We start from the raw sequence: 16,748 nt of genomic DNA on the forward strand, positions 1-16,748 counted from the left end.
TCGCGACCGTGTTACACGATTCTCACGGTCGTGGCGGACATGTCAATAGGTTGCTAGCGTGCAGCAACACCACCCGTTCTTTGGAGGCCCGATGGCGACCGATCTCCAGCCCCGTGCGATCAACCCCGAGAGCCTCCCCACCCCCCGGGGCTACTCCCACGGCACCCTCAGCGGCAACACGTTGTACCTCGGCGGCCAGACGGCCCTGGACAAGGACATGCAGATCGTCGAGGGCGGGATCGTGGCCCAGTTCCGTCAGGCGTTCGGCAACGTCCTTGCCACGCTCGCCGAGGCCGGCGGCCAGCCGTCGGACCTCGTCAGCATCACCATCTACCTGACCGACATTCCCGACTACCAGGCACACGGCCGCGAGATAGGCGAGGTATGGCGCGAGCTGGCCGGCACCTCCTACCCAGCGATGGCCGGGATCGGGACCACGGCCCTGTGGCAGCCCGAAGCGCTGATCGAGATCGTTGGCATCGCGGTGATCCCGGACGAGCGGCTCCGCGTCCGGTGATCCCTCGGCGGGAGCCGCCCTCACCAGCCCCTGCGAAGTTCATTTACGCAAATGAACTTCGCAGGTTGGTCCGCGCTGCTGCACGCCCAGGCAGGTCGCGGCGGGCTTGCCTCAAGGGGCAGACTGCCGGAATGCCACCGGCCCCCCTCGACCTCTCCCCCGACGACTTCTCCGCTCTGGCCGCCCGGGTGAGCGAGGAGGCCGTCCGCCACCTCCGCGGGCTGGACTCGGCCCCGATCCAACCCGCCACCACGGGAGCGGAGAGCCTCGCCCTGTTCGCCGGCCCGGCCCCTGAGCACGGGATGGGACCGGCCGCGTTGGACGCACTCGCAGAGGTGGCACAGCACAGCCGGACGGGCAACGGCCGCTTCTTCGGTTACGTGATGGGCTCGGGTGAGCCGGTGGCGGCCCTGGGCGACTTCTTCGCCTCGGTCATCAACCAGAACGCGACTGCGTGGCGATCCGGTCCGGCGACGACGATCATCGAGCGCACCGTGGTCGGGTGGATCGCCGAGGCGTTGGGCTGCGCGGGCTTCTCGGGCACCCTGACCAGTGGCGGATCGATGGCCAACCTGATGGGCCTGGCCGTGGCCCGTGAGGCGAAAGCGCCCGCGAACGACGACGGCGTCACGGGCGGCGTCGTCTACGCCTCCACCGCGGTGCACATGTCGATGGGAAAGGCGGTCGGGCTCCTCGGCCTCGGTCGGAACAACCTTCGCCTCCTGCCCACCGACGCCGATCGGCGCCTGGATCTCGATGCACTGCGCCGGGCCATCGCCGAGGACCGTGCTGCCGGGCGGGTGCCGATCGCGGTGGTCGCCAGTGCCGGCACGATCGTCACCGGGTCGGTCGACCCGATAGCGGAGATCGTCGCCATCGCCAGGTCCGAGGACCTGTGGGTCCATGTCGACGGGGCGTACGGCGCCCCCGCGGCCATGGTCCGGCCGGAGCTCTTCCAGGGACTCGCCGACGTGGACTCCGTGTCCGTCGACGCGCACAAGTGGCTCTACCAACCGCTGGGCTGCAGCATCATTCTCTATCGTGACGCCGCTGCCGCGCGGCGGGCCTTCTTCCTGAGCGACGACTACGCCGTGTCCCTGAGCGATGACCCGGTCGAGGGACAGATGTTCTTCGAGGAGACCATCGAGCTCTCGCGGCGGGTGAGGGCGCTGAAGCTGTGGCTCTCCCTGCGCTATCACGGCCTGCAGGCCTTCCGTGAGTCCATCGCCGGGAACATCGCGCAGGCTCAGCGGCTGGCCTCCCTGGTCGACGCGGAGCCGGACCTGGAACGACTCGCCGAGGTCCCGTTGTCGACGGTCTGCTTTCGCTGGACCGGGGGTGACCCGGACACCTTCGACGAGGCCAACGCCGCGATCCTCGAGCGGGTCAACGCCCGAGGACGGGTGTATCTCTCCAACGCCACCCTGGACGACCACTTCGTGCTCCGCGCCTGCATCACCAACCACCGCACCACGGATGCCGACGTCGACGCTGTCGTCGAAGAGGTGCTCGCCGCCGCCTCTCTCGGATGACTGTGCGAGCCCACGTGGACGGGTCCACTGGCTACATCCTGTGCGCGACACCGCGGACCGGATCGACGTTCCTCTGCAGTCTGCTCGCCAGCACAGGGGTGCTCGGCCGGCCGGAGTCCTACTTCCGGGAGCCGGACGAGGTCGCATGGGCGACCCGCTTCGGTCTGGAGACGGCGGGAAACCAGGTGCGGAGCTACGAGGCGTTCGTGGACTCCGTGCGCGACGCAGCCACCACGGAGAACGGCGTGCTCGGCGCGCGCATCATGTGGGGGTCGCTCGACAGGCTCGTCGGAGGCATCGGCAGAGCACGCCGTCAGTCGGACTCCACGACCCTGCAGGCCGCGCTCGGTCCCTTGGCCTTCGTCCATCTCGTGCGTGAGGACGTGGTCGGCCAAGCGGTCTCGTGGGCTCGCGCCGAGCAGAGCGGATATTGGCACCAGGGTGACGTGATCAGGCGACCGGTGGCGCCGGACGTGGCGCGGATGGTTGCCCTCGTCAAGACCATCCAGGACCACAACGCCTCCTGGCAGGCGTGGTTCGCCACCAACGACCTCCGGCCCTGTGTGCTCACCTACGAGGCGCTCACGAGCGATCCCGGCGCCGCGGTCGGGGCGATCGCCGACCTCGTCGGCGCCACCATTCCCCCGGCCTGGCGACCCGGGATCGTCCATCGCAAGCAGGCCGACGAGGTCAATGCGGAATGGGCCGAGCTGCTGAGGTCCGCCCTGGGGAACGAGGACGTCGGCTGAGGCGACCACGCTGGGCCGCGGAGTCCAGAGACAGCCGACGCCGAACCCTCGCGGATTGGAGTTTGCCTGTCGCCACCGTCTAGCGTCGCGCCGGTGTCCAGACCGATCGCCCGAAGCGGAGCGCCGCGAGCACTGTTCGCCGCAGTGGTGTGGACCTTCCTCATCGTCGGCCTCATGGCCATGCACGGCGTCGGATCGCACGGCACGACGGCCCATGCCTCTGCCCCGGCCGACGTGCTCGCGTCGCCAACGGGCCACGCGGAGCAGCCGGGTATCGACGACTCCGGGGGTGGCGGGGAAGAGCCTGGACACAGCGCGGCGGAGATCTGTTTGGCGATCCTGTGTGCGCTGATCTCAGCGCTCGCTGCCTTCGTTGCACTGACGCGCCCCAGGCACCCCGTGTTCACGGCTCTGCGGGCGACGTCTCTCCCTCAGACGCCGCCCTGGCTACGACCGCCTGACCCTCCCTGCTTGATCCACCTCTCGATTCTGCGCTGCTGAGCTGCGCCGGAAGGGTCGCACCCCACCACGGGGTCGGCCTTGTTCCTGCCTGCCCGCACATCCCGGACTCGAAAGGCCAATCACACCTCATGCCCACCATCACTGCCGAGACTTCCACAAAGCGCACCCTCACCCGTGAGAACCCCAGCAGCCTCAAGCGGAGCGAACCCTCGCTGTACGCCCGCTATGTCGGGGCGATGCTCTACTTCGTCGGCGCCGCCCTGATCGCCGGAGCGGTCGTGCACTACCCCATCGACCCGCCTGTCTACTCGGTGATCTGCATCGTGGGGGCCATGGTCTTCCTGCTGGGGACCGTGGTCAACGAGTTCGTGTTCGCACCGGTTCGGCCCACTCTGCGCCGTGCGATTGCCCTCGTGACGTTTTCGCTACTCCTCTCGTTCGGCGTCGGACTGCTCGGGGGTGGGATCCAACACTTCGAGCAGTTCCCCGAGCGGTCCGCGGCCATGACTCCGATCGGCCTGCTGATGTCGTACGCCGCATTCGTGGCCAAGGATGCGCAGGGCCGGTGGCGCGACCTCTTCAGCCTGTTCGGTGCAGCCGTTGCTCTCGTAGCCCTCGTGACGTGGTTCGGGATGTCCGCGCTCGCTGACTCGATGGACTCGAGCAGCCACGACCACGGCCAAGGCACCCAGAACGCCCCGGTCGACAACGCACCAGCCGACGATGCCGCAGGCGACAAGGTTCCAGGTGACGATGCTCCGGCAGAGCAGAACGACGCTCCGGCTGGCGAGGCGCCCGAGCACAGTGACAGCGACTCCCACGACCATTGACAGCCGACTCGATCGGCTGAGGTGACAGCCACGGCAACGGCAGCGGAGGCCGCCGGCGCCGTACCCTGCTCTCTCGTGACATCTCCCGACGACCGGACGCAGACCCGCGACGGCTACGACGCCGTCGCCCAGGACTACGCGACGCTCCTCCCTGACGTGAGCGCGGAGACGGCGTTGGACGTCGCCATGATCGACGACTTCGCCCAGCGATGTCTGGCAGAGCGTCTCGGCCCGGTCGCGGACCTGGGGTGTGGCACGGGGCGGATCAGCGGCCACCTCGCTGCCCGCGGGGTCGACGTCTTCGGCGTCGACCTCTCCACCGGCATGGTCGAGGTCGCTCGTCGCGACCACCCAGGGATCCGCTTCGACGTGGGTTCGATGGAAGCACTGTCCCTTGACGACGACACCCTGGGTGGGGCGCTCGCGTGGTACTCGCTGATCCACACCCGGCCCGAGCTGTTGGGCACGATCGCCCAGGAGTTTGCCCGGGTGATGCGGACGGGTGCCTGGCTCCTGACGGCCTTCCAGGCCGGCGAAGGGGAGCGCCGGGAGCGTGCCGGTGCTTACGGTCACCCGGTGGCGATGACGAACTACCGGCACGCTCCGCAGCACGTCGTCGACGTGCTCGACGCAAGCGGCTTCGACGTCCACACGCGGTTGCAGCGCGCTCCGGAGGGATCCGAGACCACCCCGCAGGCCGTCCTGCTCGCGCGTCGGCGACTTGACTGATCAGGACAGGTCGACCACCACGACCGTGTGGTTGTCCGGCTCCCCTGCCAGGGCGACGGCTGTCGCGACTGCGTCGGCGACGTCCTGCGGGCCAGCGGTCGAGGTGAGGAGCGGACCGAGGTCATCGACGAAGGAGTGGACCCCGTCCGTGGTCAGCACCAGGCGGTCTCCTGCGCGCAGGTCGACCACGCACTCGTCGGCCACGACTCCCGGCGTGAGGGCCCGGTTGAGCAGGTTGCGGTGCTGGTGCGATCGCGCCTCGTCGGCGGTCAGCTGGCCAGTCTCCAGTAGTGCCGCCACGACCGTGTGGTCGTGGGTGACCTGCCGGAACTCGCGGTCGCGCACCAACCAGACGCGAGCATCACCGATGTGCGTGATCCGAGCCGCGGAGCCTTCGATCCTCACGGCGGTCAGGGTGGTGCCGAAGGACGGCTGGTCCGGCAGCGCCGTACTGACCTCTGGCGCGATCTCGCGGATTGCCCCATCGAGGCCTCCTGTGGCGAAGGCCGCCAGTGCCGCGGCTGCCACGTCGTCCCGGTCGCCGAAACCGTCAGCGACGGCGACGAGCTCCGGGGTGGCGACCAGGGCGTCCTGCTGCCGCTCACGGCCACCCTGGCGGTGGCTGACGCCGAACTCCGTGCGGAGTGTGTCGGTCGATGTAGTCATGATGTGTGCCTCGTTCCTCAACTGATGGACGAGGGTGGTGACGATGCCACGGCGGGTCGCCGTGTCAGCCTCGACCTGACACCAGAAGGTCTCGACCTCACGCGCCGCAGCCGCGGGCGAGTGGTCGAGGACCTGCTGGATCCGTGCCAGCGGCATTCCCAGCAGCCGCAGCGTCGCCACCAGACGGGCGCGCTCCAGCTGCGAGGGGTCGTAGCGTCGGTAGCCCGAGGACGGGTCCACCTCCGCGGGAGGCAGCAGTCCCAGGTCGTCGTACAACCTCAAGGCCTTCGGCGTCAGACCCGCAGCGCGGGCGAAGTCGCCGATCGTCAAGAGGGTGCGGGGCTCGGTCATCGTCTCCATCCTCCCCGGTGTCGGTCACCGGTGGGATGACAGTGGTGGTTGCCGTTGGGGCAAGGTCAATCCGGGCTCGCGGCCGCCCAGCAGGGCTAGGGTCAGAAGATGACCTCAGGAGATGACCGCCCGGTAGGGACGAAGCCCGTGCAGGACTACCGCAGCCTGCCGCCGCGAGTTCGTCTGGAAGAAACCATCGAGAGCGTCGAGCCTGACTCCGTCCCAGATCCGCACGCGGGGCGCAATGTCGACCAGCATCAAGCCCTCCGGGAGGACTGAGCTCAGCCACCTGAGGCTCCGGCCCACCTCAGCTGGTGGAGGAAGCCTCCGGACGCCAGCGTCGGTCACGGCTTCAGCGGGCCTTGCTCGGCTGGAGATCGACGCCGTCCGGCGGTGATGGAACCCACGAGGCGCGCGCTTCGTCATACGAACGATGCCGACTTCCGGGGGGACCCACGTGAGAAACACCATCGGACAGTTCTGTCTGCTGCCAGTTCTTGCAGGACTCGTCGTGGCCTGTGCCGCCCCGGCGGACCAGACGGATCCGGTCGACTTGAGCTGCGAGGGAAGGGTCGCCACGATCGTGGCCGACCAGAAGCCTGCGACTGAGCCGCAGAGCGTCATCGGGACGCCCGGAGACGACGTCATCCTCGGCAGCGACGGGGACGACCTGATCGACGGTGGCACGGGCAATGACGTTATCTGTGGTCTCGGTGGCGCCGATGCACTCACTGGCGGCGAAGGAGACGACCGGTTGTTCGGCGGGACCGACGACGGCCAGAGGTTGGTCGGCAAGACCGACGACGGCCAGAGGTTGGTCGGCGGGACCGACGACGGCCAGAGGTACCTCGATGGGACTAGCTTCGTCGTCGGCGACACGCTGATCCCCGGCCCCGGCAATGACCACCTCGACGCAGGGTGGGACCCGCGGCAGACGTTGTACGGTGGCTGGCAGGAGCTCGACACCGTCGACTTTTCCAGCGCCACCGTCGGAATCGACGCAGACCTGGCTGCCGGCGTTGTCACCGGGCAGGGCTCCGACACGGTCGTCGCTCATCCGCACCAACGGATCATCGCGACTGCCTACACCGACCGGATCACTGGTAGCGCAAGCGCCGAGACGATCTACGCAGGCGGTGGCGCGGACGTCGTCGACCCGGGTGCGGGCAGCGACCTCATCTTTTTGGACAGCGGAGGACCTGAAGCTTCCGAGCGCGACCATGCGACCGACACGGCGATCGGTGGCGATGGCAACGACGTAGTCTTCAGTGACGGCGGCAACGACACGATCAGCACCGGAGCCGGAAACGACAAGGTCCACACGGGGTCGGCCGGCGAGGTGAGGATCGATACCGGCGCGGGTAACGACAACGTGTTCGCCCGCAGCAGTGGTGCGCGGCTCGACGGTGGCGCCGGCAGGGACAGGTTCACCTTCGACGGCAGGAGGCTCCGCGGCCAGGTGACGCTCAACGCCCGAGCCGGGACACTCGTCGATGAAGGGCACTTCGCGCTCAGGCTGTCCGGCTGGGAATCTTATTCGTTCGACACGTCGAAAAGTCCGTTGCGTTTCTACGGTAGCGGTCGCGATGAGAGGTTCGAGGCGTACTTCGCCACGCGGGTCATCGCCTTCGGGCGCGGTGGCGATGACGTGCTCTATGGCCGCGACGGCCCTGACCGTCTCCTCGGCGGGACGGGGACGGACCGGGCGAGCGCGTATGACGGGCGTGATCTGTGCGTCGGCATCGAGGCAGCTCGCGGCTGCGAGATCGTGCGCTGATCACTCAAGCGCCGCGGAGACAACCTCCCGCTGCACCAGCCGCAACTTGATCGTCATCGACGACGTCAGGTCTTGCGCCGGGCGACGAGTTGCTCAACCAGGATGTCGCCATGCCCCGCGTGCCGGGCGAGTTCCTGCACGAGGTGGGCAAAGATGAACCGGAGGCTCACAACGCCGGAGTGCCAGGCGTAGTTCTGATCCAGGTCGCGCCCGGCGGCAATCTCGCGCGAGCGCGCGCAGGCGTCGACGTACGCCGCCAGGACCGTCTCCACCGTGTCTTCCTCAACGAGTTGAAAGCTGTCGTCGACCTCGTCGGGCAGTCCCAGCTCCGCCCGCGACACCCCGGCCACGCGATGGTGGAACCAGACCCGCTCCACGAATGTGGCGTGCTTGACCAGCCCCAGGGGCGTCGTCAGCGAAGGCACCAGCCGGGCCCGCGCCTCGTCCTCCGACAGAGGTTCGAGCAGGCTGGCGATCTCGTCGCGTTGGCGGTCGACCATCCCCGCCAGCAGGGTTCTCTCATCGGCGAGCAGTAGGTCCATGCCAGGAGCCTAGAGGGCAACCCAGTCGCGCCCAGCAGGGCTTTGCGGTGAGTCGCCGCACCTGACCTCACCGCGTGACGATCGGCTCGCGGAGCGCATGACGTAAGCGGATAGCGGCGGGTGAGTCCATCTGCGAAACTCGCCTCGTGACTCCTCGCGTCCCTTTCCACGGCATCCTTCCGCCTCCGGTCGACTGACCGGAGCGCTTCGGTGACCGGCCTGCGTCAGCAGGGCCGGAAGACAGGCGTGCTCCGGACGATCCGTTCGCCGGTTCTCACCCAGGAGCACACTTCATGACACTCGCATCTGTCCCGACCGCGCGCTCTGCGCGGATCGGTTTGTTCCAGATCTCGCTGGCCGGCGTCCTGTGGGGCACCGGAGGCTTGGTCGTCCAGTTGATTCGCGACATCACCCCCATGTCGGTCATCACGCTCAGCGTCTACCGCATGCTCATCGCGGCCGCTGTTCTCGGTGTCGCTGTCGTGGCGGTGCGCAGGGGCGGTCAGCTTCGTGCCCTGATCGCGCAGCACCCAGCCCACACTGTCGCCGTGGGCTGTGGCACCGCCGCATACCAGGCCCTCTACTTCGGCTCGGTCATCACCGCCGGTGTCACCGTAGCGACGGTGATCGCGCTCGGGCTCGCCCCAGTTCTCCTCACGGTCAGCGATGCCGTCAACGAGCGAAAGTTGATCGCGTTGCCCAGACTCGTGGTGCTCGTCACTGCTCTCACCGGTCTGGTTCTGGTGAGCGGGTTCGCCGGCGTCACAGGGCCACAGCCCGAGCTCGGCATCGTCTTGGCCATCGCGTCGGGCACGATCTACGCGGTGACCACTGCCCTGGGGCGGCCGCTGGCACAGCGTGTGGATCCGTTGATTCTGACGACGGCTACGACGGCGACCGGTGCATTCGTCCTCTTGCCTGTTGGTGTACTCGCCGGATCGACTGGACCGATGTACACCGCCGACTTGGTTGCCGTTGCCGGTCTGGTCTACCTGGGCGTCTTCACGATGGCGGTGGCCTACGGGCTGCTCTACGCGGGTCTGCGTACGACATCGGGCAGCGTCGCAGTCGTCGCTAGCCTCCTGGAGCCGGTGACGGCCGCGGTGTTGGCGGCCCTGATCCTGGGTGAACGCCTCGGCCCCGCCGGGATCGCCGGGACGATCCTGATCCTGGCGGCCGTGGCAGGACTCGGCCGGACGGGCGCCGAAGACGATCCCGAGCACATCTGATCAGGTGGGGAGCACGGCCATGTCGCGCTGGCATCGCCAGGACAGGTCGTCGCAATAGTCCGTCGGCCTACGGGACGTATGATTTGCGGCATGCCGACCAGTTTCGTGCTGGGCCTGATCACTGTGGTGGCCCTCGTCATGTGCTCCCGGCTTCTGCTCCGAGGACTGCCCCTACGTAGCCTCGCCAAGCGGCTGTCCGCCGGCGAGGCCGCGGTGTGCGGTCTGGGGCTTGTTGGGCTGGCTTTCCACTGCGGCTCGATGTTCTTCACCGGGTTGGTGCTGGCGATCCCTGGTGCGCGGGGCCCGACGGAGGCTGTCAACGCGCTGGGCACCGCGAGCATGGTCTCGTACGTCGTGCCCGCCGTGCTCGTGATCGTTGGTCTGCGGCGGCTGCACTGGTCCGGCGTCGTGTCAGTCTGCGTTGCTCTCATCGCCGTTGGCGTCACGATGTACAACGGTGGACCACTCGACGTTCACCTGGCAACGATCTTTGCCGCCGTCGTCGTGCTCTCAGTGGTTGTCGTGGCGCTCCTGCTGTCTCCGGTCGACGAATCCGGGAGATGGGTGTCCGCCCAGCCGTCACGGTGAGCCTCAGAATCCGTCCCGAAGCGGATTCCCGCGCGCTTCGAGTCCCTTCGGCGTGCTCGCGCGCCCGTGGACCAGACCGCCGCGTCGAACCGGCTGCACGTCTTCATCGTTGAAGTCGCCGACCCGACGAACAGGCCGGGTGAAAATCCTGCTGCGGGAGTGGCGCCCCGGTGAAGCTTCAACAGCGTCGCATCCGGGCGTTCAGGTTTTGGTTGGCGAGCCAACCGCTGGCGAGCCCGATCAGCACCATGCCCGCGACTCCGGTAGGCGCGAAGATGTGGTCGACGTGCACGAGTACTGCCCCGGGCACCAAGAGCAGGCCGGGCAGCGCCGCACGTCGAGCCCGCTGTAGAGCGTCGACAGCTACGGCCATGGCACAAGCGATGAGCGCCCACGAGCCCACCTCGCCGAGGCGTGACCCGATCGTGAAGAGGTAGCGCACTTCGTCAGGACGGGCGACGCCCTCGCCCAGCCGCCACGTGACGTAGCCCGCGCTGATCCCGCTGATCACGTCGAGCGCTGTGTACGCCGCGGCGTACACGAACGCGCCTACGCGTATCACCCAGGCCACGGGGTCACCGCGTCCGCGCACCAGACAGGCCAGCACGACGCCCACGAGAGGGAACACGAAAAGGGCAACGACGTGAAGCATGGTCCAGCGAGGAGCCGTCGCATAGGACAGGGAATGCGGGTGGAACAATCCCGCTGCGGCGAGCACGAGACCAGGTCCTGCTGCTGCGGCCGCGCCATACATGGCTCGCCCGGACTCTGTCATGCCTCGAACGTAGCCGCATCGGCCATGGGGTGTGGTGCCCTGGAGCGGAGCGCGGAACGCGGCTCTCCTGACGCTTGGACCGCGGCGGTGTCCCTTCGAGCGTGGGTCGGCGCTACTTGCGTAGGGCTACTTCATCCGACCTCGTCGATCAATGAGAGACAAAACGGATGGCCTGCAGGATCGCTGAACACCAGGCAATGAGCCGCGTTCGGCTGATGGTCGAAACGCGTGGCCCCGATCGTTCGACGCGGGTCGCGGCTTTCTCGAGGTCGTCGACGAGGAAATCGATGTGGAGCAACGCGGAATCATCTGGCCAACGAGGTGGGACGTAGTCAGCGACCCCCATGAACTCCAGGCGCACCCCCTCACAGCGCATGGACGCCCATTCCATGTGGTGGACGAACGTGACCTCGCCGCCCGTGACATCGGCGTAGAAGGACGCCAGTCCCGCTGGATCAGGGCAGGCCAACGTCACTGAGCTGAAGCGGATTGCGTTGGACATGTGCTCACGCTGTCTGGCTCGCGCGCCTCGCCTTCCGCCATGCGGGATCCCCCACCAGCACACGCTCCGCGGGCCCATCCCGCGGCGGCCCGCTGTTTTCGCAAACACGCTTGCGTGGCCGGTGCACGCACCAAAACCGATGGTGAACCAAGACCGCCGCGTGATGAGGTACACGACATGTCTATCTCAGCGAAGGAAGTCAGAGTCACGGGGCGCGATGCCGTGACGCTGGCGACGTCCCTGCTTCAACGTGCTCGTCTGGCTGATCCTGTGGCCGGCATGTGGGACGCCGCCGACGTGCAGTGGTGGTGGCGAAAACCGCAGCAGTCCGACGAGGTCGATCAGCTCTTCTGGCTCGATGACGACGGGCCTGTCGCCGGTGTCCTCTTGACCGGCGCGGCGGACGACTCGTGGCAGTGCGACCCCATCGTTGTCCCCGGCGCCTCGGGTTACGAGCCCGCCGACGTGTGGGATCGAGCGCTGGCACATGCTGCGGAGCACGCGTCGGCAGGTTTCGACGTTCCTGTCAGTGACAACGACGTCTTTGTCGAGATTGCTCGGCGATCCGACCTCACACCTGGCCACCGCGACAGCACGGGTTGGATGGACGCCGCCGATCGGCCGGCCGTCTCGGTGCCCGCAGAGGGATTCACTGTCGTAGATCGCACGCAGCGCCTCGACGCCCCCCATCACATGCGGCACCGGAGCGGACACATGGTGAAGGAACGCCTCGAGCAGTGCTCGCTCTACGACCCGGCCCTCGACCTCATGGTCGAGTCCGCTGACGGGCAGGTCGCCGGCTACTCGTTGTACTGGTTCGACCCAAAGACCAAAGTAGGACTCGTTGAGCCCGTCAGGGTGGAGGACGACTTCCAACGTCGCGGTCTGGCGAGCACCATGCTGACCGCTGGGATCGATCGCCTGGCCGCGAGAGGTGCCGAGCGAGTCAAGATCTCCTACGAGAGCGAAGCAGCCGCCGGGGCGTATCACGGTGTCGGCTTCCGACCCACATCCACCGCCACGTGGTACCAACAGTCGGCCGGGTGAGTGGGACGGGCGAGCCCCCGGACCGTGCCGGAGCTCGATTCGTCGCCACCGACCACTCGGGGACTTCACACCCCCGAGGAGCGACATGACAAGCAGGTTCACCGAACTGAGCATCGACTGCCACGACCCGGAACGGCTCGCCGCCTTCTGGAGCGAGGTCTTCGGTTTCACGGTTCTCGACCGCGGCGAGGACAGCCGCAACCGATGACGGCGGTTGAGTCAGGCAACGCTGACCAGCCATTCCTCAACCGCCGACATGCGCTGAACTGCAGGGTGGAAGTAGAAGACGCTCTCGTGGTGGATCGGGCCGAGGACGACGAGGTGCTCGAGCTCACCTCGACGGGCGCGCGTCAAGGCAACCCCGAGCTCGACGAACATCCCTCGTCCGTCGTGCTCCGACATGACCACCAGCACTGCGTCGGCATTGAGCACCGCCTCCAGATCGTCAGTGGCGATCTTGGCGGCGAGGTCGGGGGCTGAGGAATAACCCTCCCTGAGCACAGCGTCCGAACCTCGGGTCCAGTCCAGGGTGAGTTCGTGCCCCGCGGCCACCACTGCGACTTGGACTGCTCGGACCCTCTCGACATCGGCGAGAGGTCCGGCCACGTAGATCTTCACGGGCGCCACGATTCCACGTGATCACGAACGGCCGGGCAGAAGAGGCTCCCGAGGGGCACGCGCCTCAATGATGGGCGTCGTCCCGATGCGGTCGCGCCCGGGGCAGGGCGACGCGAAACGTGGTGCCGTGTCCCAGCTGGGTCTCGACCTCGGTCCGTCCCCCGTGCCGGCTCACGATCCGCGAGACGATGGCGAGACCGAGGCCGGTGCCCGGTCGTTGCAGCGCCTCGGGGTTGGTCGAGCGGAAGAACTCTGTGAAGAGGTGCTCCTGGTCCTGCTCGGAGATGCCGAGCCCGTTGTCAGCGCAGGTGAAGACGACCTCGTCGCCCTGCTCCTCCAGGCACAGGTTCACGGTTCCCCCGGCACGGGAGTACTTCACCGCATTGCTGACCAGGTTGGCGATCACCTGACGAAGCTCCTCGGGCTCTCCCGTCACCCTGGATGCATCGTCGCGGACCGATGTCTGCAGCGTCACGCCCTGGCGTTCTGCCCGGAGCGACTCGTCCTCGATCACCTGGGTGAGGACGGAGCCGAGGTCCACCGGCAGTCCCACGACGGGACTGTCCAGGTCGCTGATCCGGCCCAGGAGCAGCAGGTTGTCGACGAGCAAGGTCAACCGCGACGTGCCGCGGCCCAACGCATGGAGAGACGTGGCGGCGGCCGTCGGCAACCCCGGGACCGCCTCGAGCATCTCCACGTGGCCGACGATCACTCCCAGGGGATTCTTGAGCTCGTGGGAGACCGTTGCGATGAGCTGTTGGCGGTATTCGTCGAGCCGTTGCAACTGGTCGATGAGCTGCTGCTCACGCTCGTGCGCGCGGGTGCTGAGTAGGGCGCGACCCAGGTCGTGGCCGACCCCCAGCGCTGCTTGGCTCTCGCCCTCGGTCCAGCGGTCCTCCTGGCCGTCGCGAACGACCACCAGCACACCCGTCGGCTCGTGCCCGGCCCCCACTGGCACCAGGAGCAGCTCCCTGGCGTCGTGCGCGAGCAGGTGATCGGTCAGGTCCTGCAGATGTTCCTGCTCCAGTGCGTCATCGCCCCACACGCGTCCGGGCTCGGCGATGATCACCGTCCGGGACTGCCACGCCCGACGGGTCGCCGCCTCGACGGCGGGTCGGAGCAACACGGGGAGCCGGGCGGCGGTGGCGCGCGTCTCGCTCGGTTCGGCGGGCGCCTCGAAGAGCAGCACCGCCACCGACCGGGCGCGGAATCCGGCCACCAGCTCCGGGTGGACCTGCGCCAACAGCTCCTCACCCCCCAGCCGCTCGGAAGCCGCTCGCACCATGGCGCGCGCCGTCTCGTCCAGACGTGCTCGGCGCGTGAGCTCATCGCGATCGACGGTGGCCAGGACGGCCTGGAGGACGAGCTCGAGATGAGCCGAGATGTCGAGCAGCTGCTCGGGTCGGGGACGGTGGCCCGAGAGTGGCTCGTCGAGGTGGAGCAGGGCGCGGGTGCGACCGGATGCGTCCGTCAGCGGCGCCACCAGCATGTCCAACGGGCGCCAACGATCGGGGTCCGGCAGGTCGAGAGCCGGGGGGATGTACCCGTAGCTGGCGATCGCTTCCCGGAGGTGGGCGTCCATCTCCTCCTCGGCGAGAAAGACGAACTCGCCGTACCGCCCGCCTTGATTCAGGACCTGCCGCACGTCGTGGATGTGCGAGTGGCTGTCCCCCGGGACCGAAGCGGCATGAGGTGCACCCGTGAAGGCCACCAGCTCGAGGAGGCCGTCCCCGCGCAGCACCTCGATCGCACACACGCGGAACCCGGCCCGCCGCGCCGCATCGTCGGCGATCCGGCGCAGCTCTGCGCGCACTCCCGGGCCACCCCAGCTGCTACCGCGGGCGCGATCGGGTGCCGGCACTGCGCCGTGATCGCCGTTCATTCGTTCCCGTTCGTCCCAAGGGGTCCGAGTCCCTGTTCGTTGCTGTTGCGAGTGACCCGAGGCTGAACAGCGGGGCCCGTGACCAGCATCACACTGAAGGGCATGATACGGCCACGTTCGGGCGGTGCTGGGTGCATCACGTCAAGTCAGTGGCTGCTGATTGCCCCGTCCATCAGCCGCCGACAACCAAGGCAACGATTGCTGCGTCGTACCGGGAAAGGCCACGCAAAGAAAGTCGAGAGATGTTCGAACGTCGCGTACGTGCAGGCACGGCGGTTGCGCTGCTGCTGCCCGCCTCCCTGCTGCTGGCACCCGCGCCCGGCGCGGCCGCCGATGCCACCCGAGCGGCGGCCGAGAACAGCGCCCTCCGCGACGTCGAGGTTCAGCGGGTACGCCTGGAGGCGCTCCCGCAGATCGTCCATCAGGGCGGGCAGGTCGCGAGCCCCGACGAGGCGTTGGCAGCCCTGACCGCTGTCGTCGTGCCGGCCTCGCCCGGCCGTCAGATCGTCCTGCAGGTCCAGCGCGGACCCTCCTGGGAGTGGGTCGACACGATCCGGCAGAAGACCGAGACACGCGTCCAGTTCGCTGCCCCGGCCACGACCGACGGGCAACCGCTGACGTATCGCGTCACGGCGGTGCACCATCGGGGGCTCGGCTCGGTGACCAGCGACCCGGTCAGCACCGCGCCCTGGCTCGCCCCCACCTGGACCGACGAGTTCGACGGCATCGAGCTCTCCCCCCAGTGGCACCACCGCGGGACCAACTTCGAGCCGCAGAGCCTCCGCAGCTGCTCCCAGGGCGACCCGTCCGCGGTCCAGGTCGCCGGGGGCGCGGTGCGTCTGAGCGTCCTGCGAGACCCCACCAGGACCGACACGTGCAAGGCCTACGTCCGAGGGGACTACATCGGCAAGTTCGCCTACCGGCTCAACGGCCACATCGGCACCGAGGGCGCCTTCTCCTTCACGTACGGCTTCGCCGCGGCTCGCGTCAGGTTCCATCGCCAGCGCGGACAGCACGGCAGCTTCTGGATGCAGCCGGTCGGCGGCATGTTCCCCGGCGGCAGCGGTCACGAGATCGACGTCATCGAGTACTTCGGCGACCGCCATCCCCTCGGCGGGCTGGCGACGTTCATCCATCGCTACGAGGGCAGCCGCATGGTCAAGACCGGCGAGCGGGTCGCGAACGGCCGTTCCTTCCTGAAGAACAGGCGCGACGGCTGGTCGAAGAACTACCACGTCTTCTCGGTGCAGTGGACGCCGCAACGGCTCATCTTCCGCATCGACGGCAAGGAGAGCCACCGCATCAATGGTGGCATCTCGAACGCTCCGCAGTACCCGATCCTGAGCCTGCTGTCCTCGGACTACGAGTTCGTCGAGATGACCGACAGGCAGCTTCCCCAGCACATGTACGTCGACTGGGTGCGCGTGTGGGAGACCGGGGACCAGCTCGCCGATCAGTGAGGACTGAGCATCCCTGACGGGCGGGAAGGCGAGAATGCTGACACATTGGACCTTGTGAGCTACCTCCACAGCCGACTCGGCGGCCAAGAGGAGCCCGACCGCGCCCGGGACGTCCAGCCGCGGACTGCAGCGCGGACGACCCAGGAGGAACCAGCAGACGGCAGGTTCCGCAAGATCCGGTGCCGGTCCGAGGTCACCGGCCTCCACGCCGTCAATCTCGTTGCCGACATCTCCGACGCAGCGGCGCTCGCGCCGATCGTCATCGTGGACCTGTCGCTGACAGCACGCATCGACGCGGTCGCTCTGGGCGCGTTGGTCTCGGGGGCACGGACCTGCCGCGACGCTGGCAGCGAGCTGCGCATCGTCGGAGCGAACGGCATGGTCGCCCAGGCGCTGCGGTTCACGGGCCTCTCACGCGCCCTGTCCACGCACGCGACGGTCGAGGACGCGCTCCGCGGGAGGTGAGGGTCATCACGACCGGGCCGCGTAGCG

The 16,748-nt window shown here is 68.0% G+C and carries 19 protein-coding genes and 1 pseudogene; 14 read left to right on the forward strand and 6 right to left on the reverse strand.

Features of this window, described 5'->3' with window-relative positions:
* The first annotated feature begins 91 nt into the window (after positions 1-91).
* The 6 genes from VNJ48_RS03010 (at position 92) to VNJ48_RS03030 (ending at position 4,819) form a co-directional block, all read left to right on the forward strand.
* The gene (locus tag VNJ48_RS03010; RefSeq protein ID WP_325598972.1) at positions 92-517 is read left to right on the forward strand and encodes a RidA family protein; all 426 of its coding nucleotides are present in this window, start codon (positions 92-94) and stop codon (positions 515-517) included.
* Between the two features lie 131 nt (positions 518-648).
* Positions 649-2,049: a pyridoxal phosphate-dependent decarboxylase family protein gene (locus tag VNJ48_RS03015; RefSeq protein WP_325598974.1), complete on the forward strand. Its 1,401-nt coding sequence runs from the start codon at positions 649-651 to the stop codon at positions 2,047-2,049.
* Positions 2,050-2,063: 14 nt separating this feature from the next.
* The gene (locus VNJ48_RS03020; protein WP_325598976.1) at positions 2,064-2,798 is read left to right on the forward strand and encodes a Stf0 family sulfotransferase; all 735 of its coding nucleotides are present in this window, start codon (positions 2,064-2,066) and stop codon (positions 2,796-2,798) included.
* A 147-nt stretch (positions 2,799-2,945) separates the two neighbouring features.
* On the forward strand, positions 2,946-3,299 hold the full coding sequence (locus VNJ48_RS22625; protein ID WP_414689904.1) for a DUF6153 family protein: 354 nt from the start codon (positions 2,946-2,948) through the stop codon (positions 3,297-3,299).
* An 89-nt stretch (positions 3,300-3,388) separates the two neighbouring features.
* Positions 3,389-4,090, forward strand: coding sequence for a hypothetical protein (locus VNJ48_RS03025; protein ID WP_325598978.1), 702 nt, complete (start codon positions 3,389-3,391; stop codon positions 4,088-4,090).
* 75 nt (positions 4,091-4,165) lie between these two features.
* The gene (locus VNJ48_RS03030; RefSeq protein WP_325598980.1) at positions 4,166-4,819 is read left to right on the forward strand and encodes a class I SAM-dependent methyltransferase; all 654 of its coding nucleotides are present in this window, start codon (positions 4,166-4,168) and stop codon (positions 4,817-4,819) included.
* Here the strand turns inward: VNJ48_RS03030 and VNJ48_RS03035 are convergent, their stop codons facing one another.
* Complete coding sequence (locus VNJ48_RS03035) at positions 4,820-5,836, reverse strand: MerR family transcriptional regulator (RefSeq protein WP_325598982.1); 1,017 nt, start codon at positions 5,834-5,836, stop codon at positions 4,820-4,822.
* Between the two features lie 147 nt (positions 5,837-5,983).
* Here VNJ48_RS03035 and VNJ48_RS03040 point away from each other — a divergent pair, with 147 nt between their 5' ends.
* Both VNJ48_RS03040 and VNJ48_RS03045 read left to right on the forward strand, forming a co-directional pair.
* On the forward strand, positions 5,984-6,115 hold the full coding sequence (locus VNJ48_RS03040; RefSeq protein WP_325598984.1) for a hypothetical protein: 132 nt from the start codon (positions 5,984-5,986) through the stop codon (positions 6,113-6,115).
* 178 nt (positions 6,116-6,293) lie between these two features.
* Positions 6,294-7,613 carry a calcium-binding protein gene (locus VNJ48_RS03045; RefSeq protein ID WP_325598987.1) on the forward strand — a complete coding sequence of 440 codons (1,320 nt, stop codon included), beginning with the start codon at positions 6,294-6,296 and terminating at the stop codon, positions 7,611-7,613.
* Between the two features lie 65 nt (positions 7,614-7,678).
* Here the strand turns inward: VNJ48_RS03045 and VNJ48_RS03050 are convergent, their stop codons facing one another.
* Complete coding sequence (locus VNJ48_RS03050; protein WP_325598989.1) at positions 7,679-8,155, reverse strand: DinB family protein; 477 nt, start codon at positions 8,153-8,155, stop codon at positions 7,679-7,681.
* A 293-nt stretch (positions 8,156-8,448) separates the two neighbouring features.
* Here VNJ48_RS03050 and VNJ48_RS03055 point away from each other — a divergent pair, with 293 nt between their 5' ends.
* Together VNJ48_RS03055 and VNJ48_RS03060 are read left to right on the forward strand one after the other, a co-directional pair.
* Positions 8,449-9,384, forward strand: coding sequence for a DMT family transporter (locus VNJ48_RS03055; RefSeq protein ID WP_325598991.1), 936 nt, complete (start codon positions 8,449-8,451; stop codon positions 9,382-9,384).
* A gap of 90 nt (positions 9,385-9,474) precedes the next feature.
* Positions 9,475-9,972: a hypothetical protein gene (locus tag VNJ48_RS03060; protein WP_325598993.1), complete on the forward strand. Its 498-nt coding sequence runs from the start codon at positions 9,475-9,477 to the stop codon at positions 9,970-9,972.
* 178 nt (positions 9,973-10,150) lie between these two features.
* On the opposite strand, the gene VNJ48_RS03065 is transcribed toward VNJ48_RS03060, so the two are convergent.
* Both VNJ48_RS03065 and VNJ48_RS03070 read right to left on the reverse strand, forming a co-directional pair.
* Entirely contained in the window at positions 10,151-10,747 is a 597-nt protein-coding gene (locus VNJ48_RS03065; RefSeq protein WP_325598995.1) for a hypothetical protein, read from the reverse strand.
* A gap of 131 nt (positions 10,748-10,878) precedes the next feature.
* Positions 10,879-11,327, reverse strand: a pseudogene (locus tag VNJ48_RS03070) (VOC family protein).
* Positions 11,328-11,426: 99 nt separating this feature from the next.
* On the opposite strand from VNJ48_RS03070, the gene VNJ48_RS03075 reads away from it, so the two are divergent.
* Together VNJ48_RS03075 and VNJ48_RS03080 are read left to right on the forward strand one after the other, a co-directional pair.
* A complete protein-coding gene (locus VNJ48_RS03075) occupies positions 11,427-12,296 on the forward strand; it encodes a GNAT family N-acetyltransferase (protein WP_325598998.1) in 870 nt (289 codons plus the stop codon).
* 85 nt (positions 12,297-12,381) lie between these two features.
* Positions 12,382-12,504 carry a VOC family protein gene (locus VNJ48_RS03080; protein WP_325599000.1) on the forward strand — a complete coding sequence of 41 codons (123 nt, stop codon included), beginning with the start codon at positions 12,382-12,384 and terminating at the stop codon, positions 12,502-12,504.
* A gap of 11 nt (positions 12,505-12,515) precedes the next feature.
* Here VNJ48_RS03080 and VNJ48_RS03085 read toward each other — a convergent pair whose 3' ends face one another.
* Both VNJ48_RS03085 and VNJ48_RS03090 read right to left on the reverse strand, forming a co-directional pair.
* A complete protein-coding gene (locus tag VNJ48_RS03085; RefSeq protein ID WP_325599002.1) occupies positions 12,516-12,914 on the reverse strand; it encodes a hypothetical protein in 399 nt (132 codons plus the stop codon).
* Positions 12,915-12,978: 64 nt separating this feature from the next.
* Complete coding sequence (locus VNJ48_RS03090) at positions 12,979-14,727, reverse strand: HAMP domain-containing sensor histidine kinase (RefSeq protein ID WP_325599004.1); 1,749 nt, start codon at positions 14,725-14,727, stop codon at positions 12,979-12,981.
* A 311-nt stretch (positions 14,728-15,038) separates the two neighbouring features.
* Here VNJ48_RS03090 and VNJ48_RS03095 point away from each other — a divergent pair, with 311 nt between their 5' ends.
* Positions 15,039-16,256, forward strand: a complete 1,218-nt coding sequence (locus VNJ48_RS03095) for a glycoside hydrolase family 16 protein (protein WP_325599006.1) — start codon at positions 15,039-15,041, stop codon at positions 16,254-16,256.
* A gap of 54 nt (positions 16,257-16,310) precedes the next feature.
* A complete protein-coding gene (locus VNJ48_RS03100; RefSeq protein ID WP_325599008.1) occupies positions 16,311-16,721 on the forward strand; it encodes an STAS domain-containing protein in 411 nt (136 codons plus the stop codon).
* Positions 16,722-16,748: the final 27 nt, after the last annotated feature.

The sequence above is a fragment of the Nocardioides sp. genome (assembly GCF_035576065.1).
Taxonomy (GTDB): Bacteria; Actinomycetota; Actinomycetes; order Propionibacteriales; family Nocardioidaceae; genus Nocardioides.

Excerpts from the sequence above, each read along its gene's own strand:
- VNJ48_RS03050 (WP_325598989.1), bottom strand. The coding sequence starts at position 8,155 with ATGGACCTACTGCTCGCCGATGAGAGAACCCTGCTGGCGGGGATGGTC.
- VNJ48_RS03095 (WP_325599006.1), top strand. The coding sequence starts at position 15,039 with ATGTTCGAACGTCGCGTACGTGCAGGCACGGCGGTTGCGCTGCTGCTG.
- VNJ48_RS03025 (WP_325598978.1), top strand. The coding sequence starts at position 3,389 with ATGCCCACCATCACTGCCGAGACTTCCACAAAGCGCACCCTCACCCGT.
- VNJ48_RS03060 (WP_325598993.1), top strand. The coding sequence starts at position 9,475 with ATGCCGACCAGTTTCGTGCTGGGCCTGATCACTGTGGTGGCCCTCGTC.
- VNJ48_RS03080 (WP_325599000.1), top strand. The coding sequence starts at position 12,382 with ATGACAAGCAGGTTCACCGAACTGAGCATCGACTGCCACGACCCGGAA.
- VNJ48_RS03010 (WP_325598972.1), top strand. The coding sequence starts at position 92 with ATGGCGACCGATCTCCAGCCCCGTGCGATCAACCCCGAGAGCCTCCCC.
- VNJ48_RS03015 (WP_325598974.1), top strand. The coding sequence starts at position 649 with ATGCCACCGGCCCCCCTCGACCTCTCCCCCGACGACTTCTCCGCTCTG.
- VNJ48_RS03075 (WP_325598998.1), top strand. The coding sequence starts at position 11,427 with ATGTCTATCTCAGCGAAGGAAGTCAGAGTCACGGGGCGCGATGCCGTG.
- VNJ48_RS03035 (WP_325598982.1), bottom strand. The coding sequence starts at position 5,836 with ATGACCGAGCCCCGCACCCTCTTGACGATCGGCGACTTCGCCCGCGCT.
- VNJ48_RS03055 (WP_325598991.1), top strand. The coding sequence starts at position 8,449 with ATGACACTCGCATCTGTCCCGACCGCGCGCTCTGCGCGGATCGGTTTG.
- VNJ48_RS03065 (WP_325598995.1), bottom strand. The coding sequence starts at position 10,747 with ATGACAGAGTCCGGGCGAGCCATGTATGGCGCGGCCGCAGCAGCAGGA.